General features: G+C 72.1%; 17 protein-coding genes. 8 read left to right on the top strand and 9 right to left on the bottom strand.

What is annotated here, in order from left to right:
• Window positions 1–27: 27 nt before the first annotated feature.
• The 3 genes from lnt to ACQPZW_RS32930 all read left to right on the top strand — a co-directional run bounded on the left by lnt (window position 28) and on the right by ACQPZW_RS32930 (window position 2,991).
• On the top strand, window positions 28–1,632 hold the full coding sequence (lnt, locus tag ACQPZW_RS32940) for an apolipoprotein N-acyltransferase (RefSeq protein WP_433797681.1): 1,605 nt from the start codon (window positions 28–30) through the stop codon (window positions 1,630–1,632).
• Window positions 1,629–2,399: a polyprenol monophosphomannose synthase gene (locus ACQPZW_RS32935; protein WP_433789913.1), complete on the top strand. Its 771-nt coding sequence runs from the start codon at window positions 1,629–1,631 to the stop codon at window positions 2,397–2,399. The genes lnt and ACQPZW_RS32935 overlap by 4 nt, the downstream gene beginning before the upstream one ends.
• A gap of 82 nt (window positions 2,400–2,481) precedes the next feature.
• A complete protein-coding gene (locus ACQPZW_RS32930; RefSeq protein WP_433789912.1) occupies window positions 2,482–2,991 on the top strand; it encodes an FxsA family protein in 510 nt (169 codons plus the stop codon).
• Window positions 2,992–3,314: 323 nt separating this feature from the next.
• Here the strand turns inward: ACQPZW_RS32930 and ACQPZW_RS32925 are convergent, their stop codons facing one another.
• Complete coding sequence (locus tag ACQPZW_RS32925; RefSeq protein ID WP_433789911.1) at window positions 3,315–3,653, bottom strand: RNA polymerase-binding protein RbpA; 339 nt, start codon at window positions 3,651–3,653, stop codon at window positions 3,315–3,317.
• A gap of 431 nt (window positions 3,654–4,084) precedes the next feature.
• Window positions 4,085–5,218 carry a serine/threonine protein kinase gene (locus ACQPZW_RS32920; protein ID WP_433789910.1) on the bottom strand — a complete coding sequence of 378 codons (1,134 nt, stop codon included), beginning with the start codon at window positions 5,216–5,218 and terminating at the stop codon, window positions 4,085–4,087.
• Window positions 5,219–5,518: 300 nt separating this feature from the next.
• Between ACQPZW_RS32920 and ACQPZW_RS32915 the strand changes: the two genes are divergently transcribed.
• Window positions 5,519–6,208, top strand: coding sequence for an SDR family NAD(P)-dependent oxidoreductase (locus ACQPZW_RS32915; RefSeq protein WP_433789909.1), 690 nt, complete (start codon window positions 5,519–5,521; stop codon window positions 6,206–6,208).
• On the opposite strand, the gene ACQPZW_RS32910 is transcribed toward ACQPZW_RS32915, so the two are convergent.
• From ACQPZW_RS32910 to ACQPZW_RS32895, 4 genes are all read right to left on the bottom strand, one after another.
• Window positions 6,198–6,611 carry a DoxX family protein gene (locus ACQPZW_RS32910; protein ID WP_433789908.1) on the bottom strand — a complete coding sequence of 138 codons (414 nt, stop codon included), beginning with the start codon at window positions 6,609–6,611 and terminating at the stop codon, window positions 6,198–6,200. The genes ACQPZW_RS32915 and ACQPZW_RS32910 overlap by 11 nt on opposite strands.
• Before the next feature lie 57 nt (window positions 6,612–6,668).
• Window positions 6,669–7,112: a hypothetical protein gene (locus ACQPZW_RS32905; RefSeq protein WP_433789907.1), complete on the bottom strand. Its 444-nt coding sequence runs from the start codon at window positions 7,110–7,112 to the stop codon at window positions 6,669–6,671.
• A gap of 268 nt (window positions 7,113–7,380) precedes the next feature.
• Window positions 7,381–9,435, bottom strand: a complete 2,055-nt coding sequence (locus ACQPZW_RS32900; RefSeq protein ID WP_433789906.1) for a PAS domain S-box protein — start codon at window positions 9,433–9,435, stop codon at window positions 7,381–7,383.
• Between the two features lie 21 nt (window positions 9,436–9,456).
• The gene (locus ACQPZW_RS32895) at window positions 9,457–10,251 is read right to left on the bottom strand and encodes a hypothetical protein (RefSeq protein ID WP_433789905.1); all 795 of its coding nucleotides are present in this window, start codon (window positions 10,249–10,251) and stop codon (window positions 9,457–9,459) included.
• A gap of 242 nt (window positions 10,252–10,493) precedes the next feature.
• Between ACQPZW_RS32895 and ACQPZW_RS32890 the strand changes: the two genes are divergently transcribed.
• Complete coding sequence (locus ACQPZW_RS32890; protein ID WP_433789904.1) at window positions 10,494–11,720, top strand: alpha/beta hydrolase family protein; 1,227 nt, start codon at window positions 10,494–10,496, stop codon at window positions 11,718–11,720.
• A 526-nt stretch (window positions 11,721–12,246) separates the two neighbouring features.
• Complete coding sequence (locus ACQPZW_RS32885; RefSeq protein ID WP_433789903.1) at window positions 12,247–15,162, top strand: M36 family metallopeptidase; 2,916 nt, start codon at window positions 12,247–12,249, stop codon at window positions 15,160–15,162.
• Window positions 15,163–15,680: 518 nt separating this feature from the next.
• On the opposite strand, the gene ACQPZW_RS32880 is transcribed toward ACQPZW_RS32885, so the two are convergent.
• Both ACQPZW_RS32880 and ACQPZW_RS32875 read right to left on the bottom strand, forming a co-directional pair.
• Entirely contained in the window at window positions 15,681–16,115 is a 435-nt protein-coding gene (locus tag ACQPZW_RS32880; protein WP_433789902.1) for a hypothetical protein, read from the bottom strand.
• Window positions 16,116–16,569: 454 nt separating this feature from the next.
• Complete coding sequence (locus tag ACQPZW_RS32875) at window positions 16,570–19,311, bottom strand: DUF6493 family protein (protein WP_433789901.1); 2,742 nt, start codon at window positions 19,309–19,311, stop codon at window positions 16,570–16,572.
• A gap of 133 nt (window positions 19,312–19,444) precedes the next feature.
• Between ACQPZW_RS32875 and ACQPZW_RS32870 the strand changes: the two genes are divergently transcribed.
• Window positions 19,445–20,482 (top strand): SGNH/GDSL hydrolase family protein, encoded by a 1,038-nt coding sequence (locus ACQPZW_RS32870; protein ID WP_433789900.1) that lies wholly within the window; start codon window positions 19,445–19,447, stop codon window positions 20,480–20,482.
• Window positions 20,483–20,633: 151 nt separating this feature from the next.
• Here the strand turns inward: ACQPZW_RS32870 and ACQPZW_RS32865 are convergent, their stop codons facing one another.
• Window positions 20,634–20,777, bottom strand: a complete 144-nt coding sequence (locus ACQPZW_RS32865; RefSeq protein ID WP_433789899.1) for a hypothetical protein — start codon at window positions 20,775–20,777, stop codon at window positions 20,634–20,636.
• 267 nt (window positions 20,778–21,044) lie between these two features.
• Here ACQPZW_RS32865 and ACQPZW_RS32860 point away from each other — a divergent pair, with 267 nt between their 5' ends.
• Window positions 21,045–22,202, top strand: a complete 1,158-nt coding sequence (locus tag ACQPZW_RS32860; protein WP_433789898.1) for an endonuclease — start codon at window positions 21,045–21,047, stop codon at window positions 22,200–22,202.
• The last annotated feature ends 191 nt before the right edge of the window (window positions 22,203–22,393 follow it).

Raw genomic sequence — 22,393 nt, 5'->3', positions numbered from 1 at the left:
TCGGCGGGTAGCCTGCCTGGCGTGGAAATGACACTGCCCCCTCCGGCGCTCACCGGGCCGGGCCCCGCGGCCGAGGTGCCGCCGCGCCCGCTGCGGTTGCCGGTGGCCGTGGCGCTGGCCGTCGCCTCCGGCGTCGCGCTGCTGCTGGCCCTGCCTCCGTACGACCTGTGGTGGCTCGCCCCGGTGGGGGTGGCGCTTCTCGCCGCGGCCGTGCACCGCAGGCGCCTGCGGGCCGGGTTCGGGCTCGGCTACCTCGCCGGGCTGGTGCTGTTCGTGCCACTGCTGGAGTGGACCACCATCGGTGCCGGCTGGCTCCCGTGGATCATCCTGAGCCTCGCCCAGGCCGCCTACATCGGGCTGGCCGGGCTGGCCGGCGCGTGGACGTCCCCGCTGGCCGACCGGTGGCGGGCCCTGTGGCCACTGCTCACCGGCCTGATCTGGACCGGGCAGGAGTTCCTGCGCGACCGCACCCCGTTCGGCGGCTTCCCGTGGGGCCGGCTCGCGTTCACCCAGGGCGACGCCCCCACGCTGCGGCTGGCGGCCTACGGCGGCGCCCCGCTGGTCACGTTCGTCGTCGCGATCGCCGGTGGCGCCCTGCTCGCCCTGGCCTGGCGGCGCGCCGGTGTGCTCGCCGCAGCCGGATTCGCCGCCCTGACCGCGGTCCTGCTCGCCGGTCCGGCCGCCCTGCCCCTGCAGAGCCCCGGCGGCCCCACCACGACCGTCGCCATCGTGCAGGGCAACGTGCCGCGCCTCGGCCTCGACTTCAACGCCCAGCGTCGGGCCGTGCTCGACAACCACGTCAACGCCACGATCGCGCTGGCCGCCGACGTCGCCGCCGGCCGGCAGAAACAGCCCGGCCTGGTCGTCTGGCCGGAGAACTCCAGCGACATCGACCCGCTGCGCAACGAGGACGCCGCCGCGCTCATCCAGTCGGCCGCCGACACGATCAAGGCGCCCATCCTGGTCGGCACCCTGCAGCGCACCGACACCCCCGGCGACATCTACAACGTCGGCATCCTGTGGCGTCCCGGCGCCGGCCCCGACCTCGCCCAGCAGTACGAGAAGCGCCACCCGGTCCCGTTCGCCGAATACATGCCGATGCGCTCGGTCGCCCGCTTCGTCACCGACAAGGTCGACCTGGTCCGCAACATGCTCGGCGGCGACCACCCCGGCGTCATCGACACCGGCGCGGTCGTCGTCGGCGACGTCATCTGCTTCGAGGTCGCCTACGACGGCATCGTCCGCGACACCGTCGTCGGCGGCGCGCAGATCCTCACCGTGCAGACCAACAACGCCACCTTCAACGAGGCCGAGGCGCTGCAACAACTGGCCATGGTGCGGCTGCGGGCCGTCGAGCACGGCCGCGAGGCACTGATGGTCTCCACTGTCGGAGTGTCCGGTTTCGTGGACGGCGAGGGCGCGGTCCACGGCTCGACCGCCTTCAACACCGGTGCGGTGGTGGTCCGTGACATGTTCCTTGACGGACCGCGTACGCTGGCGACTCGTTCGGGCGTCTGGCCCGAGGCGATGATCGTGTTTGGTACGGTCGTCGCCCTCATCGGCGTGCTGCCCCTGCGCCGCCGTAAGACGAGAATCGACAGTGACGACGTGACAGTTTCGGAGGAACGGTGAGCGAGGCCGAAGGCTACCCGGGAGTGGGACGGGTCCTCGTGATCATCCCCACGTACAACGAGGCGGACAACGTCCGGCTGATCACCGATCGGGTGCGTAAGGCGATCCCCGCCGTCGACATCCTGGTGGCCGACGACAATTCGCCCGACGGCACCGGCGCCATCGCCGACGAGCTCGCTGAGGCCGACGACCACATCTTCGTGCTTCACCGGGCCGGCAAGGAGGGCCTCGGCGCCGCCTACAAGGCCGGTTTCGCGTGGGGCAAGGACAAGGGCTACGACGCGGTCGTCGAGATGGACGCCGACGGCTCGCACGCTCCGGAGGAGTTGCACCTGCTGCTGGACGCGCTCAAGGACCACGACGTGGTCCTCGGCACCCGCTACATCCCCGGCGGCAGCGTCCACAACTGGCCGATGCGGCGGCTGCTGCTGTCGCGCGGTGGCAACATCTACATCCGGATGGCGCTGGGCATGCCCTTCAAGGACGCCACGGGCGGCTACCGGGCGTACCGGATCGGCGTCCTCGACAAGATCGACGTCGGGACCATCGCGTCGACCGGCTACTCGTTCCAGGTCGAGATGGCGTGGCGGTCGTACCGGCAGGGCTTCCGCATGAAGGAAGTGCCGATCACGTTCACCGAGCGCGAAATCGGCGTCAGCAAGATGAGCGGCAACATCTTCAAGGAACAGCTGCTGAGGGTCACCGTGTGGGGCGTGCAGGCCCGCAAGGAGAGCCTGAGCAACCTGGTGAGCCGCAAACCGCGTTAAGGAAGCACACAGCTTCGAGGTGTCATGCTTGAGCGAGCCCGTCGTGAGGCGGGCTCGCGTGACACCCCCGGAGGGACCGACGATGCGCCGTAGCAGGCTGGCCTACCTACCTCTAGTGTTCCCGCTGCTGGCGTTCGGTGAGTTCCTGGCCTTCGTCTCGGTGGCCCACGCCATCGGCTTCGGCTGGGCGACCCTCCTGCTGGCCACGTTCAGCATCGCCGGCGTCCTGCTGCTGCGCCGTGAGGGCATCCGAGGCTTCCGTGCCTTCCAGGAAGCCACCCGCGACGGCCGCCCGCCCGCCGCCCAGGTCACCAACTCCCTGATCGGCCTCTGCGGGGCGCTGCTGCTGACGATTCCCGGCTTCATCACCGGGGTCGCGGGCATCCTCCTGCTCCTGCCGCCCAGCCGCCTGCTGGCCCGGCGCGCCATCGAGCGGCTCGCCTCCCGCCGCCTCGGCGGCGCCACCACAGGCGACCTGTTCGGCCCCCGCCGCGTCCGGGTTCACCAGAGCGACCCGGTGACCGTGGTCGTCGTCGACGAACAGCGCACCACCCCACCGGCCGGCGCCATCGAGGGCGAGATCGTCCGCTGACGGGCCCCGGCCTTGCGCACCCCTGACGGATTCCAGGCACGCGTCCGCGTCGCGGCCCCTGACGCGCATCCGGTGCGCATTCCTGATTCACCACCACCGGAGGCGGCTGAAGACCTTCCGACGCCAGGGTCTGAGCTGTGCCGGGCCTGCTTAGCCGGGGTGGCGAGCGTCGATGGTCGGTCGTGGCCGCATCCGCCCCTTCGGGTCGGCTGGGCGATCTTGGGCGCTCTTTGGCGGGCGTCGGGACGGGTGGTGGCCGGCCGCCGCCGCCCGGGCATGCGGAAAGGGCCGCCCCGAAGGGCGGCCCTTTCCGTGGCTCATGCTCAGCGACCGCGGCGGGTGCGAACCTCCTGCAGCCGCTCGTTGAGGATGTCCTCCAGCTCGGCGATCGAGCGCCGCTCCAGAAGCATGTCCCAGTGGGTGCGCGGCGGCTTGGCCTTCTTCTGCTCGGGCTCGTTGCCGTCGACCAGTCGGGCGACGCTGCCGTCGAACTTGCACTCCCAGGTGGTGGGCACCTCGGCGTCGACGGCGAACGGCACCTCGAACTGGTGACCCTTCGCGCACAGGAACTCGCGGGTCTGTCGGGGCGCCAGCTCAGTGTTACGGTCGGACTCGTAGCTGACTGCGCCAAGACGGCTGCCGCGCAGCATGCGTTCGCCCATGATCGGCTTTCCCCTCGCTCGTGGTGCTGCTCTCGTTGGTGTAACGAAAGGCGCGGCCGCTGGATTCCTCCGCCGGGATCCCCTGCCGACCGCCTGAGTTCTTTGTCCGCACCGCTGTATCAGCGGTGTTAACGCTATGAGCGTAACCGGCCACTCACCCCAGCTCGCAAACCGAACCGGTCTCCGAGTGGACCTTGGTCCACTTTATGGTTCTTTGACGCTTGTTCGGGTGGTGCGATGTCGGTCACTCGATCTGATTCACGCGTAATTCACGGCACCTTCGGTCACAACCCGGTCCGCACACCGTAATGATCGGCTGGCGGGGCACCTGCTGAAGCGTTCCGGAGACCTCCCCGGGCCCGGCGCCTGACGTGAGAATGTTCACCCGTCTGCCGCTCTCTCCTACCCGCACTTTCCGGCGCGTACACCCGTCAGCTGTTGTCGGTCGGGGACGGCTGGGCGGGCGCCGGAGCGGCGGGCCGGGCGGCACCGAGCGAGGCCAGGGCCGCGGCCAGGTCGCTGACCTGCGATGTCAGCTGGGCGACGCGGTTCTGCGCGGCGTCGGCGTCGGCCCGGGCGAACGCGAGGCGGCGCTCCAGGTCGGCCTGGTCCCGCGCGGCTCGCTCCGCGGACCTTTCCAGATCCTCGGTGGTACGCCGTGCGGCGTCCCGTTCGGCGAGCGCCGTCGCCAGGGACTCCCGCGCGGCGGCGGCTTCCGCCTCGGCTCGGCGCGCCCGCTCCACGGCCTCGTCGCGGGCACGCTCGGCGGCGACGGCTCGCTGCCCCTCCCTGGCGGCGTCGGCCGAGAGCTGCTCCACCTGTTCCCGGGCGGCCGTCAGCTCCTCTTGCGCGCGCTGTTGCGCCGCCTCGGCCGTACTCCGGAAGTCCTTCGCGTCCTGGATCGCGGTCTTGAGATCGCGTTCGGCGGTGTCGCGGGCGCCCCGCATGTCCTGCAGCTCACGCCGCGCCGCCCCCAGATCCTCGGCGGCCGCGTCACGTTCGGCCTCGGCCCGCTCACGCAGCGCGACCGCGGTCGTGGCAGCACGCACCGCCTCGTCCCGTGCCGCCGCGGCCTCCTGGGCGCGGCGCCCGGCCTCCTCAGCGGTACGCCGTGCCTCCTCCGCCTGCTGTCGGGCCTCGTCGCGCTCGGCCGTGGCGGCCCCGGCGATCTGCTGTGCCGCGGCCGCCGCGGTGGCCGCCTGCTCGGCGTCGCGGCGGGCGTCGTCACGTTCCGCGTGCGCGGCGGCCACCTGACCCGACGTCTCGGCACGGACCTCGGCGACCTGGCGCTCCACGCCCGCCGGGGACATCTCCGAGTGCAGCGCCTCGGTCAGTGAGCCGACGAGCTGGTCGAGACGATCGACCACTTCCCAGGTACGCGCTACCTGCCCCGCCAGCCCCGGCGACTGCCGGTGGCGCATCCGCACGTTGCGCGAGGCGCGCTGGCACTCCCCGTCGTTGTCACGGCAGTAACGGAACGGCCGCCCCGCGGACGAACGCTGTGGCACCGGGCGGCCGCAGTGGCCGCAGGGACGGGTCTCGGTTTCGGAATCCTGCGCAGTCATAGCGCCACCACCCTAGGCCGCTCCCACCCCGCCGCCCGGCAACCACACCGTGATCGCCCCCACGATCAACTCGATATGGCTGCCGACGGCGCCTTGAGCTCCGCGGCACCCCGCGGCGAGCCATGCGGGCCGGATCGGTAGCCACCCGGGCTTACCGGGCGTACCCCCTCGGCTCTAGGGTTTGCCGATGGAACGCACCGCGTTGGTCACCGGAGCCTCGTCCGGTATCGGGCTGGCGACCGCGGCGGCTCTGGCCGCCCGGGGCATCGAGTGCTCGGGACGAGCCGTGACCCCGACGGGTTGAAGCCCGAGCAGCGGGCCCCCGGCGTCGAGTACCTGGCACTCGACCTCGGCGACGACGCGTCGATCGAGGCTTTCGCGGGGACGCTGGCCGGTGTCGACGTGCTGGTCAACAACGCGGGGGAGAGCCAGTCCGGGCCGATCGAGGAGCTTCCGGCCGACGCCCTGCGGCGGATCTTCCAGGTGAACGTGCTCGCGCCGGTGCGGTTGGCCCAGCTGGCGCTTCCGGGGATGCGGGCGCGCGGCTACGGCCGGGTGGTCATGGTCGGGTCGATGCTCGCGTCGTTCCCGCTGGCCTACCGCTCGTCGTATGTGGCGTCGAAGGCGGCGATCAAGGGCTTCAGCAACGGGGCCCGGCAGGAGCTGACGCCGTTCGGGGTGTGGCTGACGACGGTGGAGCCGGGGTCGATCGCGACCGGGATCAGTGAGCGGCGCACGAAGTACATCGGGGAGGACTCGCCCTACCGGGAGGACTTCGCCCGGATGCTGGCGGCTCTCGACCGCAACGAGCGGTCCGGGATCACCGCGGAGCGGGTGGCGCAGACGATCGTGGCCGCGATCGAGGCGGACCGGCCGAAAGCGCGGTACGCGGTGGGCAGCAACGCCCCGGCCGTCTTCGCGCTGCGGCGGCTGCTCCCCGCCGGGATCGTCGAGAGGATCGTGCACCGCCGGCACGACCTCAGCCGCTGAAACGCCTGCGCAGAGTGCTGATCGCGCTGGTGGCGGCCAGTGCCCAGAGCACGAGCAGCGGCTGGAAGAACAACCTGACGAACCGCTTCGTGTCGGTGTCGAGGCCGAAGCCGTCCTTGTGCTCCAGCCATTGGGCCACGTTGCCGGGGAAGATCACGATGAAGAAGGCGGCCACGATCGCCCCGAGGTAGCCGCGGGCCGGTTGCCGCCACACCGTCAGCAGCGCCAGGCCCAGGGTGATCTCGACGACGCCGGAGGCCAGCACCACCAGGTCGGCGTCGAGGGGGAACCAGTCGGGCACCTGGGCCCGGAACTCGCTGCGGGCGACGGTCAGGTGGGTGGTCCCGGCGAACGCCAGAACCGCTCCGAGCACTGCCTGACCCACTTTTGCGATGATCGCCATGGATCGATCGTCCACCATGGCGGTCTCGGCCGCTGAACCAGGCCCGTCCCGCCGTCGTCAGCGGCGGCCGTCGGTGCGGGCGGCGGCGACCCGGGTGACGGTCAACTCGACGATCGCCTCGAACGCGGACAGGACGATCAGGAAGACGTCGGACGGGCCGGTGACCGCGGCGGCACCCACCGTGGCCACGACGATCGCGGCGGCGACCGGGATCGCAACCACCCGCAGGCCGGCCAGGAGCACCGCCACCTCGGCGAGCCGGCGGCCCCGGGCGTCCCGGAAGAGCGCGATCGCGGCAGACAGCATCACCACCACGCCCAGCGCGGCGGAGCCGGCGAACAGCGCGAAGGGCGCCACCTCGGCCGCGGTCACGTCGCCGTCCAGATACGCCGGCCACATGATCGAGTTGATGCCGACCAGGGCCGCGTCGACGGCCACCAGGACCAGGGTGAGCATTCCGAGGACCCGGTTGCTCACACCTTCGGAAGACCCATACGCCACGGCGGCCTCCCTCGACGAGCTCCCGCCGGTGGCTCCTCCGAGGCGGGCGGGCATACCGGTGAATCCGGTCCCGTCAATATCGCACCGTCCCGCCACCCGGCCGCGCTGTCCGGGGGCGGTGCAGACACCGCGAGAGCCCCACGGTCTGCGGTGACGGGCCGCTTCGGCCCGGCGGGCGCGTTGCGGCCCGGGCGGTGCGGGTGCTCGCGTGGTGGTGCGTGACGGGGTGGTTCGGCGGGGGTGGGTGGCCGTACCCCTGAAGGGTTTTTCAGGCGACGGTGACCGGGGACGCCGGTGCGGAGCTCTCGGTCCGGGCCGGGTTCGGGGTGCACGGCAGCGAGAGGATGAAGACCGCGCCGCGCGGCTTGTTGGCCTGGTATTCGATGGTGGCGCCGGAGGCGTTGGCGAGGCGGGCGACCAGGTAGAGGCCCAGGCCGGTGCCCGGTTTGGTGGTGGCGACGCCGGTCTCGGCGCGGGTGAAGCGCTCGAAGAGGTGCGGGATGAAAGCCGCCGGGACGCCCTCGCCGTTGTCGGCGATGCGGATCACGACCCGCTCGTGGTCGGGGGTGACCGTGACCTGGACCGGCGGCGCGCCGTACTTGACGGCGTTGGCCAGGAGATTGCCCAGCAGCAGGCTCAGATGGACCGGGTCGGCGAACGCCGTGACGTGGTCGGGACCGGTCACCGTGATCGTCTTGGGCTCGGCGCTCTGCGTGGCGACGGCCTCGCGGACGGCGTTCGTGACGTCCAGCCGTGCCGGGCGGGCGGTGAGAGCGCCCGCATCCAGCCGGGCCAGCGTCAGGATCTCGGTGACCAGCTGGTCGGCGCGGTGGCCCCCGGCGGTCATCCGGCGCACGTAGTGCAGACGGGTGTCCTCCGGCATGTCGGACCAGTCTTCGATCAGCAGCTCACCGGCGGAGACGATGGTGGTCAGCGGCTGGCGTACGTCATGGGTGAGCATCGCCATGAAGTCGGCCATCTGCTCGTTGGCGTGCTCCAGGCGCTCGGCGTGCCGGGCCAGCTCGGCCGCGTCCCGGCGACGGCCCCGTTCCAGCATGCGGGGTTCGGTCACGTCGATGATCTGGGTGGCGAAGTACTGCGGGCGGCCGGTGCGACTGCGCAGCAGCCCGGCCGTGATGACCACCTCGATCGGGTCGCCGTTGGAGTGCAGATAGCGCTTCTCCATGTCGAAGCCGTCGATCCGCCCGGACAGGCAGTCCTGGATGCTCTGCAGGCAGGCGGGCAGGTCCTCGGGATGGGTGATCTCGGTGAACCGCCTGCCGACCAGCTGGTCCTCCTCGACGCCCAGCATGGTGCAGAGTGCCGGGTTCACCCGGAAGAAACGGCCGTCGAGGTCCGCCATGGCCATGCCGATCCGTGAGCTGTCGAACAGCTTGCGGAACCGTTGCTCGCTCGAGCGCAGCTCCCGGCGGTGGCCGCGAGCCCGGGCGACGGCCGCGACCACGAGCAGCCCGACGACCGCGGCGGTGACCAGAGCGGCCCGCCCCGCGGCACGGCTGCCCGAGGTGGAGGCGAACAGCACGTCCTCCGGGACCGACACGGACAGCTGCCAGGGCGTGCCGGGAATGGTCCGGGACGTGTACCGCCACGATTCCCCGTCGTCGAGGTACCGCCCTTTGCCGGCCCGGGTGAGGGCGTCGGCCAGCTCGGGCTCCTCGGCGGTCAGCGGATCGACGATCTCGGGGTGCTGGTGGTTGGCGCCCACGATCGTGCCGGCGGTGTCGGTCAGGTGGATCTTCACCCGGTCGAACGGGACGGCGGTCGCCAGGTAGGAGGTGAGCGGGCCCTCGCTGACCGACACCGCGCCGGAGAAGACCCGCCGGCCGTAGCGGGTGTCGAACGGGACGGCGAAACCGACCACCGGTTTGCCGGCGGCGGCCGAGCCCACCACGGGCGACACCGCCGGCCGACCCTCGGTGACCGCGGTGCGCAGGTGCGGGTAGCGGTCGGAGATCTTCTCGCCGAGCATCGCCGGGTTCGCCGGGAGGACCTGGAGGAGCCGGCCGTCCGCGTCGAGCAGGACGGCCGCCGGATAGCCGAACCCGCCGACCGAGCGGGTGAAGTCGGCGGGATCCACCGTCTCGTCGCTCAGGAACGCCCGCGCCTGGGTGCCCTCCCGGGCGAGCAGGTCGGTGACCATGGCCTCGACGAAGTCGGCGGCCAGGCCGGCACGCCAGTCGTAGCGCTGGACCACGGCACTCTTGGTGGTGCGCTCGACCCAGATCAGGATGCCGGCGCCGGCACAGGTCAGAACCAGCCACACCGCGAGCGGCGCGGCCAGGCAACGCCAGCCCGTCCGCATGCTCCGGACTATCTCACGGTTTCACGATGCCCAGGTCAGGACTGTCAAAGGCAGGGTGTGAGGGTGGCTCCGCCGGGCAGTGCCGAGGGGATCTGCGCGAGCAGGGCGGCCCGGATCTGCCCGTCCCGGATCAGCTAGCCGGCGAGATGGTGGGCGCTGGTGCCGGCGACCACCCGCCCATGCGTGTCGACCAGCGCTGCCGACGGCTCGCAGCGCGGGGCGCAGGGCACGCTCGACGTCGGCGACGTCGGCGACGAAGGCGTCGCTGGCCGGGGTCGAGGTCCAGGTCGGGGCGTGCCGGGCCGGGTCGGCGCCCATCCACCACTCCAGCCGCTGTGGGCGCCCGGCGGTGATCACGCCGGCGCCGCTGATCGACCCGCCGCGCGAGGCGGTCACCGCGGGCCTCGACGCCGACAGATCCCCGGCGGTACGGACGAGCTGCTCCGCCTGCACCCGGAGGTCGTCCGCGATCGCGAAGGCGTGCTCGGCGAGATCGGTGGCTCGATGTGAGCCTCGGGTGAGCCGGCGCGCCAGGTCGCCGTCGCCCGCCGCGATGGCCGGCCGTGATGGGCCGGTGGTCCGCCTGCGGGTCAAATGCGCCGTCGTCGCTGGGGAGAACCGGCGACCAGAGGACTGTTCCCCACTCGGTAGCGAAGCACACTCCTCGCGGGCGAGCCGGGCCGAGTGGGCGACCGCCGCGATCTCCAGGTGGTTGGCCCGTTCCATCCGGTGCAGCGGCCCGCCGACGTCGGCGTCGACCTCCTCGATGCGCAGGACCTCGCCGGCGTCGGCGCGCTGGGCTGCGGCGCCGGCCACGGCCGCGTTGATCGTCCGCCGGGGCTCTGCGGTCTTGCCGTTGATCGTCCGCCGGGGCTCTGCGGTCTTGCCGGCGATCGTCCGCCGGGCTCTGCGGCCTTGCCGAGAGGTTCCCGCCCTCCTGATCAGGCCGGACCGTATCCTCGGATACCAGGTCGTGGCAATGGGGTAGTGCTGGCGTTACCTCGAAGTGTCCACCCTGGACGACTGTTGTCGAGGCTCGGGTCCGGTTGGCTTGTGGCATGCCTTTCTCCGAGCCCTTCGGCAACCGCCCGTCCGCCCGTCGTCCCTCCGCCGGGCCGTCACCCTCCCGGCGCCCGCTCAGCGGGCGTTCCGTTGCGGCCCTGGCTGTCACGGTTGCGGCGGCCACCTCGGCGTCCGCGTTGCCGCTGCTGCCGGCCTCGCCCGCGGGCGCCGCGCCGGCCGCCACCGGTGTCGTCGCCACCGCGCCGACGTTCGTTCTGCCGGCGCCGTCCGGGCCGCTCGATGTCGGCCGTGAGGTGCTGCACCTGACCGACCGGTCCCGGCCCGACCCATGGGTGCCCTCTCGCGCCCGCGAGCTGATGGTGTCGATGTTCTACCCGGCGGTCAGGCTGCCCGGCCGGCCCGCGCCCTACCTGTCGGTCGCCGAGGCGGAGCTGCTGATCGCCGACCGGGGCGCGACCGGCCTCATCGAGCCGGGGGAGCTGAGTGCCACCCGCGCGGCCGCCGTCTCCTCCGCGCCCGCCCGCCGCGGGCGCTACCCGCTCGTCGTGCTCTCACCCGGCTTCACCCTGCACCGGCACACCCTCACCCACCTGGCCGAGGAGTTGGCCAGTCACGGCTACATCGTGGCCACGGTCGACCACGCCTACGAGTCGGTGGGCACCGACTTCCCCGGCGGCACCCTCACCTGCGCCGCCTGCACCGCGGCCGGCGACTACGCCCCGGCGACCGTCAACCGTGCGCGTGACCTCTCGTTCGTCCTCGACCGGCTCACCGGCGACCGGCCCGCATGGCGTCACGCCCGCCTCATCGACCGCAGCCGGATCGGCATGGGCGGGCACTCGATGGGCGGCAGCGCCACCGCCGCCACCATGGCCGCCGACCCCCGCGTCCGCGCCGGGATCAACATGGACGGTGGCCTGTTCGAGCCGATCCCCGCCGAGGGCCTCGGCGGGCGGCCGTTCCTGCTGCTCGGCGCGCCCTCGGCGGCCCCGGCCGCCTCGTGGCTGCGCGACTGGCCGAAACTCGACGGCTGGAAACGCTGGCTCGACGTCACCGGCGCCGGCCACCTGGACTTCACCGACATCCCGGTGTTCGGCGAGCAGGCCGGCATCCCTGACCCCGGCTACCCGCTGCCGGGCAGCCGGGCCGTGCAGATCACCCGCGACTACGTCACCGCATTCTTCGACCTGCACCTGCGCGGCATCCCGCAGCCGCTCCTGGACGGGCCGTCCGCCGACCATCCCGAAGTCGTGTTCCGTTAGACGTCCCCCGCGGCCTCGTGCCACATGCTTCCGCGCCTGCGTCGCACGCCTTCACCGTGCCCTCCTCGCGGTGGATTCCGGTCTGCGGGCGCAGTCCTGGCCCTTTGCTGCCGGTCTCGCCCGTGAGGTCTTGCGGCCGATCCGTGGGGCTTCTGCGGGCCTCGTCCGTGAGCCTTGCCAGCAGGTCAGCTCTGGGCGGTCTCTGTAGGCCCCGCCGCGCGGGTCTCTGCAGGCCCCCGCCTTGCGGTCTCTGCGGGGCCTGCTTGGGCGGTCTCTGCGGGCCCGCCCGGTCTCTGCGGGCCCGCCCTGGGCAGGCTTTGCAGGCCCGCCTGGGCAGGCTTTGCAGGCCCGCCTGGGCAGGCTTTGCAGGCCCGCCTGGGCCTTTCTTCGCGGCCCCGGCCCGGGAGGCATCGATGAGGATTTGATTGAAACATCTCGATTATGGACGTTCGGCCCATCCCGTGATCATGCGTTCGTGCGATCGGATCCTAGAAGACCGGTAACGACCGTCCATAGAGGAGGTTCCGTGCGCACACCATCCCGTGCGATGGCGGCCACCACCACAGTATTCGTCGCGGCCGCGCTCGTTCTCGCCCCAGGGGCGGGGAGCAGTGCGGCCCCAACCACGCCGGCTCCATCGGCCGGGACCCCGGAATTGCACGGCGACAACGACCACGCCGACATCATCGACAACCGTAAAGGCAAGGTAGCGCCCACCTCGGCGCAGCGCACCCTCGCCGCCGAGGCGAGCGCCTCCGCCCGGTGGAACGTCTTCGGTACCCCGGCCAGCCTCACCGCCGTGAGCGCCGAGCCGCTGGCCGCCGGGCTCCCGGCCGACCCGGTGGCCGCGGCGCGTGCCTACGTCGACGGCAACCGTGACGTCCTCGGCATCACCGCGGCCGCCGCCGAGTCCCTCGAGGTCCTGACCACCCAGCAGGCCGGCGAGGGCAGCATCGTCCTGCTCCGGCAGAAGTTCGGCGAGCTCGAAGCGGGCCGTGACGGCCTGCTCTCGGTGGGTCTGCGCGACGGCAAGGTCTGGTATGTGAGCTCCTCGCTCGCCCGTGACGCCTCCGCACCGCAGCCCGCCACCCTGACCGCGGCCGACGCCGAGCGCATCGCCGCCGAGAACGCCGGCATCAGCGACCCCACCTCGCTCGGCACCAAGCTGGTCGCCGTGCCCACCCCGGACCAGGGCGCGCGTGCCGCGTACCAGGTCGCCTTCGGATCCGGTCTGAGCAGCGCCGAGCCCGAGGCGTACACCACCTGGGTGGACGCCCGCGACGGCAGCATCCTGGTCCGCGAGGACATCGTCGACCACGACTCCGACAACCCCAAGTGGGACGTCTTCCCGAACTCGCCGCGAACCGACTACTCGTCACGCGACACCCGGGAGACCTTCTGCTGGGTCCGGGCGCGCGGTTGTGACGAGGCAGTCGCCGGCCCGGCCTCCCCGCAGGCGTGGGACGTCGACCCGGCCACCGGCACGTCCACCAACACCACCAGCGGCAACAACTCGTTCGCGGTGCACAACTGGCTGTCCAACGACGCGTTCACGGTCGGTACCGAACTGGCCACGCCCAGCCCCACGCGCGACTACACCTACCCGTGGACCAACCAGTGGCACCGGGAGCAGTGCGCGCCGACGGTCTTCGACACGCCGGCCCGCAACGACATCGACGCGGCCCGGGCCAACCTGTTCGTCCAGCACAACCGGATGCACGACTGGTCGTACCTTCTCGGCTTCACCGAGGCCACCTGGAACATGGAGAAGGACGGCGGCGACCCGGAGCAGGGCAACGCGCAGGCCGGTGGCATCACGGGCGGCCCGCCGGACTTCGCGGCCCGTAACAACGCCAACCAGATCACCCCGCCGGACGGGCAGGCGCCGATCACCAACATGTACCTGTGGCAGCCGATCGCCGGCGCGTTCTACGGCGCGTGTGCCGACGGCGACTACGACATGTCGGTCATCGGCCACGAGTACACCCACGCCATCACCAACCGCATGATCGCCGGCCCGAACGGCGGCCTCAGCTCCCCGCAGGGCATGAGCGAGAGCTGGTCCGACCTGCTCGCCGTCGAGTACCTCGCGGAGAACGGCTACGCCCCGAAGGGTGCCCGCGGCTTCACCGTCGGCGAGTACGTGACCAGCGACTCGGTCGCCGGCATCCGCAACTACAACATGAGCAACAACCGGCTCAACTACAGCTCCGTCGACTACGACTTCGTCGGCCTGCAGGTGCACGCCTCCGGCGAGGTGTGGAGCGCCACCAACTACGACGTCCGGTCCGCGTTCATCAAGCGGTACGGCTACGGCTCCGACTCCCTGCAGAAGGCCTGCGCCCTCGGTAAGAAGCCGGTCACGTCGTGCCCCGGCAACCGGCGCTGGATCCAGCTGGTCTTCGACTCGTTCCTGCTCCTGGCCAACAGCGCCAACAGCCAGGTCGACGCCCGTGACGCGCTGCTCGGCGCCGACCGGGTCCGCTTCGGTGGCGCCAACCAGGACATCATCTGGAACGCGTTCGCCAAGCGTGGTCTCGGTGAGGGCGCGGCCAGCAACGGCGCCGCCGACGCCGACCCGACGCCCAGCTTCAGCTCGCCGCACGCCACCGAGGCCACGGTCAAGTTCCGCCCGGTCGACGAGCACGGCAAGCCGGTCGCGGGCGCGAAGCTCTACGTGGGCGACTACCAGGCGCGGGCCGTCGCGGTCGCCGACACCGACCCGGCGACCGCCCTGCCCGACACGGTCAACCTGGTCTCCGGGTCGTACGCGTTCGTCGCGCAGGCCCCCGGCCACGGTCACGCCCGTGTGTCGCCGCAGTGGTTCAAGTCCGGCAAGTCCGCCACCCTGACCGTGAAGCTGCCGCGCAACGTCGCGTCGGCGGCCAACGGCGCGACCGCCGCCGGTGACGGCGTCAACCAGGTCCGGCTCGTCGACGACGACGAGGCCACCAACTGGGCGTCCGTCGGCAGCGCGGTCGCCGGCAAGGGCGTCACCGTCGACCTGGCCGGCGACGCGCAGCGGGTCCGGCGCGTGCAGGTGAGCGCCCTGCTGCGCCCGGCCATCACCGGCGACGTCGACGCCGGCGCGCAGAGCCGCTATTCGGCGCTGCGCCAGTTCAAGGTCCTGGCCTGCACGGCCACGGCGACCGTCACGTGCTCGGCCCCGGCCGACTTCAAGACGGTCTACACCAGCCGCCGGGACGCCTTCCCGTCCGGTTCCCCGCGCCCCCGGGCCCCGGAACTGATCGTGAGGTCCTTCGACATCCCGGACGTCACCGCCACCCACCTTCGCATCGAGACCGTCACCAACCAGTGCACCGGCGGCCCCGACTACGCCGGCGAACAGGACCAGGACCCGCGCGCCAACACCGACTGCGCCACGGCTAGCCCGCAGGCGCTGAACGTGCGAATCGCCGAGTTCCAGGCCTTCACCCGATAACCCACGGGACGGTGGGCGGGACTCCGTGCCCGCTCACCGTCACCGTCACCGTCACCGTCGCCGGCGCCGGCAACCGTCACCGCTACCGCTACCGCTACCGCTACCGGCACCGCCGCCGCTACCGCTACCGGCACTGGCACTGGCACTGGCACCGCCGCCGCTACCGCTACCGCCACCGGCACTGGCACTGGCACCGGCACCGCCGCCGCTACCGCTACCGCCACCGGCACTGGCACCGGCACCGCCGCCGCTACCGCTACCGCTACCGCTACCGCCACCGGCATCGCCGCCGCCGCTACCGCCACCGGCACCGCCGCCGCCGCCGCCGCTACCGCTACCGCCGCCGCCACCGCCATCGCCACCGCTCTCGTCCGAGCGGGCGTCGCCTCATCCGGAGGCGGCGCCGGCTGGATCCGGGCGATGGTCGACGCGGACGACGCCCGATCCGGTGGATTCCCGGTTCAGGTGGCGTCGGGACTCGGACCGTTGCCCAGGTCAGACGTCGCCCAGCCGTGGGGTTAGGCGGTCACCACGGTGGGGCGGTCCGCCGCCGAGACGTCGCGTCGGACCAGGGCGAACCGCTCCGCGAACATGAACGGTGCGTCCAGAGTCAGCGACAGGACCGGCCCGTCGCCGAGCGGTGGGACCTCGGTCGTCAATCGGTATCCGAATTCGAGGTGCTCGTCGGCCGGTCGCGGGGGCTCGTCGCAGATCACCTGGTCGGGGCGCGAGGAATCCCAGGTGCCCGAGGCCGTCAGTGTCGACGTGATGCCCAGCCGGCCGGGACCCAGCCGGCGCCAGCCGAACTCGGTCAGCTCCTGGCCACCCGCCACGTTGGCCCACAGACCCCACCCGGTCCCGTCAGGCAGTATGACCAATTCGGTCGCTTCCATGGCTCCGTAGGCGAACGGCCCTTCGTCCCAGTGGCCGACAGCCTCGTCCAGGTCAGTCATCCTCCCAGTCTGGCAGTTGCGCTCGGCCACGCCGACGCCCGGACGTTGCCGCGAGACCGCTCGCGGCTCTGGTCAGGATGCGATGAGGAAGGCCGGCCGCGGCGGGGTGGTTGGCCCCCGGCAGAGTGGGTGGCCCTGATGGGTGGCCAGCCCTGGATGGTGGGCGGCCTCAGCCGGCTGGTTGGCCCCGGTTGGGTGGTTGGCCCCGGTTGGGTGGGCGGCCCCGGATGGATGGGCGGGTCGGATGGATGGGCGGCCTCAGCCGGGTGGCGGGCCCCGGCTGGGTGGGTGGGCCGTGGATAGGTGGTCGGCCCGGTTGGGTGGGTGGCTTCGGTCGGGGCGGGATGTGGACGTGCGGCCTCCCGACCGGATTGCCGGCTGACCGGGATGTGTGCGGAGGCCTCTCGACCGGTGGGGTGGCCTGGCCAGGGGTGCGGTGTGGGCGAACGGCCTCTCAACCGGCTGGGCGGTTTCCGGTCAGGGTGCGATGCAGGCGGGCGGCCTCGGTCGTCACGCGGTTGCGCGGGGTGCGTGTGGCCAGGGTGGACACTTCGGGGATGTCGTCGTGGGCGCCGACCGCAGCGGCCGCGGACTCGGCGACCAGCAGCAGGTCGGGGGTGCCGATCGCGGGTCTCGGGTCGGAGAGGACCGTCGGCAGGAGCTCCCGGAGCGCCGCCCACACCGGGGCCGCGGCGCCCGCCTGGAGGATCTGGCCGAGGGTCTCCGTCACCCGTTTCAGGACCAGGGCGTTGGCCCTGTGCAGTGCGGCGAGCTCGCGCCCGACCAGCGTGCCGTCGAGGATGCCACGTGCGGCCAGGTCCACGAAGGCGTCGCTGGTCGCCAGGCGGCCCTCGGGGCGGCCGGCGCTCATGCCGTAGGCGAGACAGAGGGCCATGGCCGGGCCGAACGGGCCGTCGCATGCGGCCAGCGTCGGTAGGGCGGTGATGTCGCTGGCGGCGCCCTTACCTTCGGATGCCTTGATGAGCCGGGGCTGCATGTGCGCGGCGGCGATCTCCCGGTGACTCGGGAACATCAGCGGCCAACCGGACATGCTCTCCCAGCTGTAGTCGTGTGCCCGGTCCGCGGCGAACTCGGCCGGCTGGACCAGCAGGTAGGGCTGAACGGTCAGGTTCGTCGGCAGCGCGTCGAAGGCCACGACCCGGCGACGAGTCCGGGAAGCGCAGGAGCAACGATCCCGGGGCCGGTGCGGGCAGGGGCGGCCCGGATCGAGGGTGACCACGGCCGGGTCGGGCACACCGCCGGACTCCAGGAACTCGGCGAAGACGCGGCCGGCCGGGGAGGTCAGGCGGGCGGCCGCTGCCCGGATCGCGGGGTCGATCTCCCGGGGCAGGCGCAGCATGGCCTGGGACAGATCGTGGGGCCCGGGCTCGCAACCCTCGCCGAGCAGGCGCAGCACCCGCGCCGGGTCGACGTGACCGCCGACGGTGGCGGGTGTGGCCAGCAGAGCCGGCGGCGGGGTTGCGGACATCTGCTCGGCCAGCTCCTCCATGCGGCGGACCGTCATCCAGAACGGCGGGCCGGCCCTGCGCTCCCACGGTGCCGGGATCCACTTGGCTGCGACACCGGTGACGACGGCGCGCAGCATGTTCGCGAATGCCGAATCCCACCGCGGGACGATCGGTTCCAGTGCCCGGGCCAGAGCCGGACGGTCGACGGCCGCGAACCGGACCAGAGCATCGAGGATCAGCTCGAAGCGGATCGGGTCGTCGCCCTCCTGAAGGAAGTGCTTGGCCTCCGCGGCCAACTCGGGAATCGAGGCGATCGGCGCGGGCATGAGCGCCGTCACCACGGGCGGCGGCTCAGCCTGCCCCGACCCGCGCTCAGGACCGACGACCGAGATCCCCGCGGCGGCGGCCAAGGCGTCAGGCTGCCGACGGACGTCACCGTGTCGGGAAGCGCCGGTGGTCAAGGCGTCGGCCTGCCGACGGACGTCACCGTGCCAGGAGGCGGTGGTGGTCAAGGCGTCGAGCTGTCGACCGACGTCGCCGTGCCGGGAGGCGGCGATCAGGGCGTCGGCCTGTCGACGGACGTCGCCCTGCAGGGAGGCCGAGGCGGCCGTGAGGAGGTCCACAGCGGACGGCCCGAAGGTGGGCAGGTGCTGTCCGGCCGTTTTCAGGGCCCGCTCGGCCAGATCGGCGGCCGGGCTGGCCAGGCCGGTGAGCAGCGCCTCGAGAAGCAGCGCGTCCGGTTTACGGGTGAGGGCCGCGCTCAGCCAGTCGATCTGGGCCCGGACCAGCTTCTTCTCCTTTCGGGGAAGGACCGCCCAGGCGGCCTCGGCGACCGTCTCGGGCTCCACCAGGCCGGCGTCGTCGGCCAGGCGCAGACCGCGCAGGGCCAGCTCAGCGACCGTGGAGTCGGCGCTGGAGAGCATGCCTGAGTACTCACCGCGACGGGCCGCGAACTCTTCGGCGGTCGGGTCGAGGAGACGGTGCAGGACGACCATGCGGCGCAGCGAGCCGGTCCGGTCGCCGGCGTGCAGGCGCAGCACGCAGCCGTCGAGCAGGGCCTGCCGGTCGAGGACACCGTCGGCGGCCAGTCTGGTCAGCGCCTTCGTCCACTCCTCGTCGAGCTCTCGGCCGAGCAGCGGGATGGTGAAGACGTGCGGCAGCATCGACTCCAGGTGGGCGTCGGCGCGGAGCAGGTCGGCCAGGTCCTTGCGGTAGCGATCGGCACCGACGCGGCGCATCCAGCCGCGCAGCGTGGCCTCGGTGGCCGGTGCCGGCAGCCCGGCCTCGGCGAGGAGCCGCTCGACCATCGGCCACTGCACGTCGGCCTGGGCGGGACGCATCCTGTCGGCCAGGGCACGGGCGATCGCGGGGAGCGACGGCCGCCCGGGTAGCCGGAGGACCCGCACGACGGCCTCGATGGTCTCCGGCGTCGGCGCGTGCCAGAACCGGTCGGAGCGCAGCCAGGTGACGACGTCGGCGGCGCGGGGCAGACACGCCGCGCCGAGCACCCTCAACGCCCCCTCCCGCTTCTGGGCGAACGCCGTTTGCTGCGAGTAGTCACCGTGGGCGAGCCGCTGAATCTCGGGGTCTGACCAGTGCAGGTGGATGCCCTTGGCCGGGGCGGCCAGGGCCCGCCGGGACGGCTCGTCGAGCCCCACCAGGGCGGCGGTCACCCGGCCGCCGTCACCGGCACGAATCCACGACTCCCACTGCGACAGGCTCACCATGGCGGACAACCTAGCGGCCCCCTACGACAGATTCGGGCGCCGTGGCGCGGCACTCCTACGATCGCCGGGCATGAATGACGGGCGAAGGTCGCGCCGATCCACTCAATAATGAAGACGACGTATCGGGGGACACGTGACGAATCGACGCACCTTCATGAGAGCGGGAGGCCTGCTGGCCACCGGTGTCGCGGTGAGCGCCGCGGCGTCCGGCCCGGCCAGCGCGTCCTCGGCGGCGGCCGCGTTACCGCTGCTCAGCTGGCATGCCGCGCTGGCGAACCGGCGGTACGCGCCGGCCGTGGTGGCCGTCCTGGGCTCGTCCAGCAGTGAGGGTGTGGGCGCGTCCGGTCCCGGTCGCGGCTACGTGTCGGCGCTGACCGAGAATCTGCGGACCGCGTTCCCGGTGGCCGGTGCGCCCGGCGGGGACAACTACGTGGCTGCCTGGGGCACGCCGCGCTGGTGGCCGGTGACCGGCGGCGGGACCACGGTGAACACGGCCGGGTGGGGTCTCAAGGCGGTCGACCTGGCCGGGCCGGAGGAGAGCCTGACCTACCGGTTCAGCGGCACCAGTGTGCAGGTGTGGCACGACGGCGCCCCGGAGATCGTGGTGAACGGTGACACCGTCACGGTGCGCGGGCCGGGCCGCATCCACGGGTTCGCGACCTTCGACGGTGACGAGGAGAAGGGGATCCAGGTCTTCAACGGCGGCCACGGCGGCCGGACCAGCGGCGACTTCGCCTCCCGTGCGGAGGCCTGGGCGCCCCGGCTGCGGTCGATCCGGCCGCACCTGGTGATCCTGCAGTTGGGCATCAACGACTGGCGGATCGGGGTGCCCGCCGCGGAGATGAAACGGCACCTCATGACGATCATCGCGACGGTCCGGGAGAACACCGACACCGATCCGTCGTTCGTCGTCTACGGCACGCCGCGGGTCGGCGCCGATCGCCGGATCCAGGATTACACCCGCTTCACCGAGGCCTGGCGGGAGATCGCGGCCGAGGACACCGGCGGTCCGGGCGGCGCGAGCGGGGTCGCCTACTTCGACCTCGCGGCCCGCCAGCCGTCGCCCTCGTCGGACAACACGCACGGCCTCTACTGCGACGACCTGGTGCACATGACCGATCGGGGCGCCGCCTTCACCGCCGACGCGCTGCTGTCCTTCATCAGGCCATGAGGCCTCCTGGGCCGTTCGGCCTCGTGTTCGCCCCACTGGATCGACCGGGTTCTCCTGCGGGTCGACGTCGGGGGCGAGGCGCTGTCACCGTGGTGGGAGCTGGTCGCCGCCGGTGAGTGACCGGGCGTAGAGGGCCGGCGGTCGCCGTCGGTCAGTCGCTCGGCCAGCCCGGCCATCGACCAGGCGGGCCGGGAAGCCGCACCGACTCCTCGACGGTGAACGGCCGCACCCCGATGGCGTACGCCGTACTGGCGCGCGCCTTCGACCCGGCGTCGCCGACCTGCCACCGGTACATGCGGTGCTGGCTGGTTCCCGAGTTGCTCGCCGCCGCTCTGGAACGCGTAGTGGAACTGCTCCGCCGTGAACCCGGCTGCCGGTGCCGCTTGGCCGGGTTGTTCAGGATCGGGAACAGCGACCCGATCTGCGACGGCCCGCGTATGACCGAAGTGGTATGAGACCCCTCGGGGCCGGTTCGCCCACACTGAAGCCTGTCTATACAGCTCGGCGAACGGAGCCCCCCATGCCCGGTCCCGTAACTCGACATCGGCGCATCGTGGCGCTGATGGTCCCCGCTCTCACCGGCATCCTCGTCGCGACCATCACCGTCTTCGGATTCCCCCAGCCCGCGGCCGCCGCCACCCTGACCGTCGCCCAGGCGATCAGCGGCCAGACCGGCGCGAGTGCCACGGTCAGCGGCTACGTCGTCGGGGAGCCCACCGCCACGAACACGGTCCGGTTCAGCGGCTTCACCGGCGACACCGCTCTGGCCATCGCCGACAGCGCCTCGACGACCAGCACCGGCAGCATGCTGTACGTCCAGATCACCACCTCCTACCGGGCGTCGTTCGGCCTGCTCACCAACCCGACGCTGATCGGCAAGAAGCTCACCGTCACCGGGACGCTCACGGCGTACTTCTCGCACGCCGGCCTCAAGTCGCCGACCGCGATGAGCCTCGGCACCGGCTCCACCACCAGCCCGACCGCCACGGCCACGGCCACGGCCACCGCCTCCCCGACGGCGTCCAGCACCACGGACACCTACTACGCCTCGGCGCTCGGCAAGTCGGGTTCCAGCCTCAAGTCGGCGCTGCACACCATCACGTCCAGCGGCACGACGAAGCTGTCGTACGACGGTGTCTGGAACGCCCTCAAGGTCACCGACCAGGACCCGTCGAACTCGTCGAACGTCAAACTGTTCTACTCGGGGATCAGCCGTTCCAAGACCCTCAACGGCGGCAGCTCCGGCAACTGGAACCGCGAACACGTCTGGCCCCAGTCACACGGCGACTTCGGCACCGGCGCCGGACCCGGCACCGACCTGCACCACCTGCGTCCCGAGGACGTCACGGTCAACGCGCTCCGCGGCAACCTCGACTTCGACAACGGTGGCAGCGCGGTCTCCGGCGCCTCCGGCAACTACTCCGACTCCGACTCGTGGGAGCCGCGCGCCGCCGTCAAGGGCGACGTGGCCCGGATGCTCTTCTACATGGCGGTCCGCTACTCCGGCGACGACGGGTTCGCCGACCTCGAGGTCAACAACGTCACCGGCAACGGCAGCGTCCCGTACACCGGCAAGCTCTCCACCCTGATCGCCTGGCACAACGCCGACCCGCCGGACAGCGCGGAGAAGGCCCGCAACCAGCTCATCTACGCCACGTACCAGCACAACCGGAACCCGTTCATCGACCACCCCGAGTGGGCTGCCTCGATCTTCGGCTGACCCGGCCCCCCAGCGCGGCCACCGCCACACCCGTGGCGGTGGCCGCGTCATGTCCGGCTTCAGCCCGGCGGTCGCGCCGCGGCCGGGAGGCGGCAGGCGCTCGCGTGGTGGCTACGGGACTGATGGTTGCCGTTGGTGACGGCCTGGTCCGTACCACCGCCGTTTAGATCGCCGGGGGAGTGGTATGCGGC

Source organism: Actinoplanes sp. CA-252034 (genome assembly GCF_050956125.1).
Lineage (GTDB): Bacteria > Actinomycetota > Actinomycetes > Mycobacteriales > Micromonosporaceae > Actinoplanes.
This window is presented reverse-complemented; position numbering and strand designations above follow the sequence as displayed.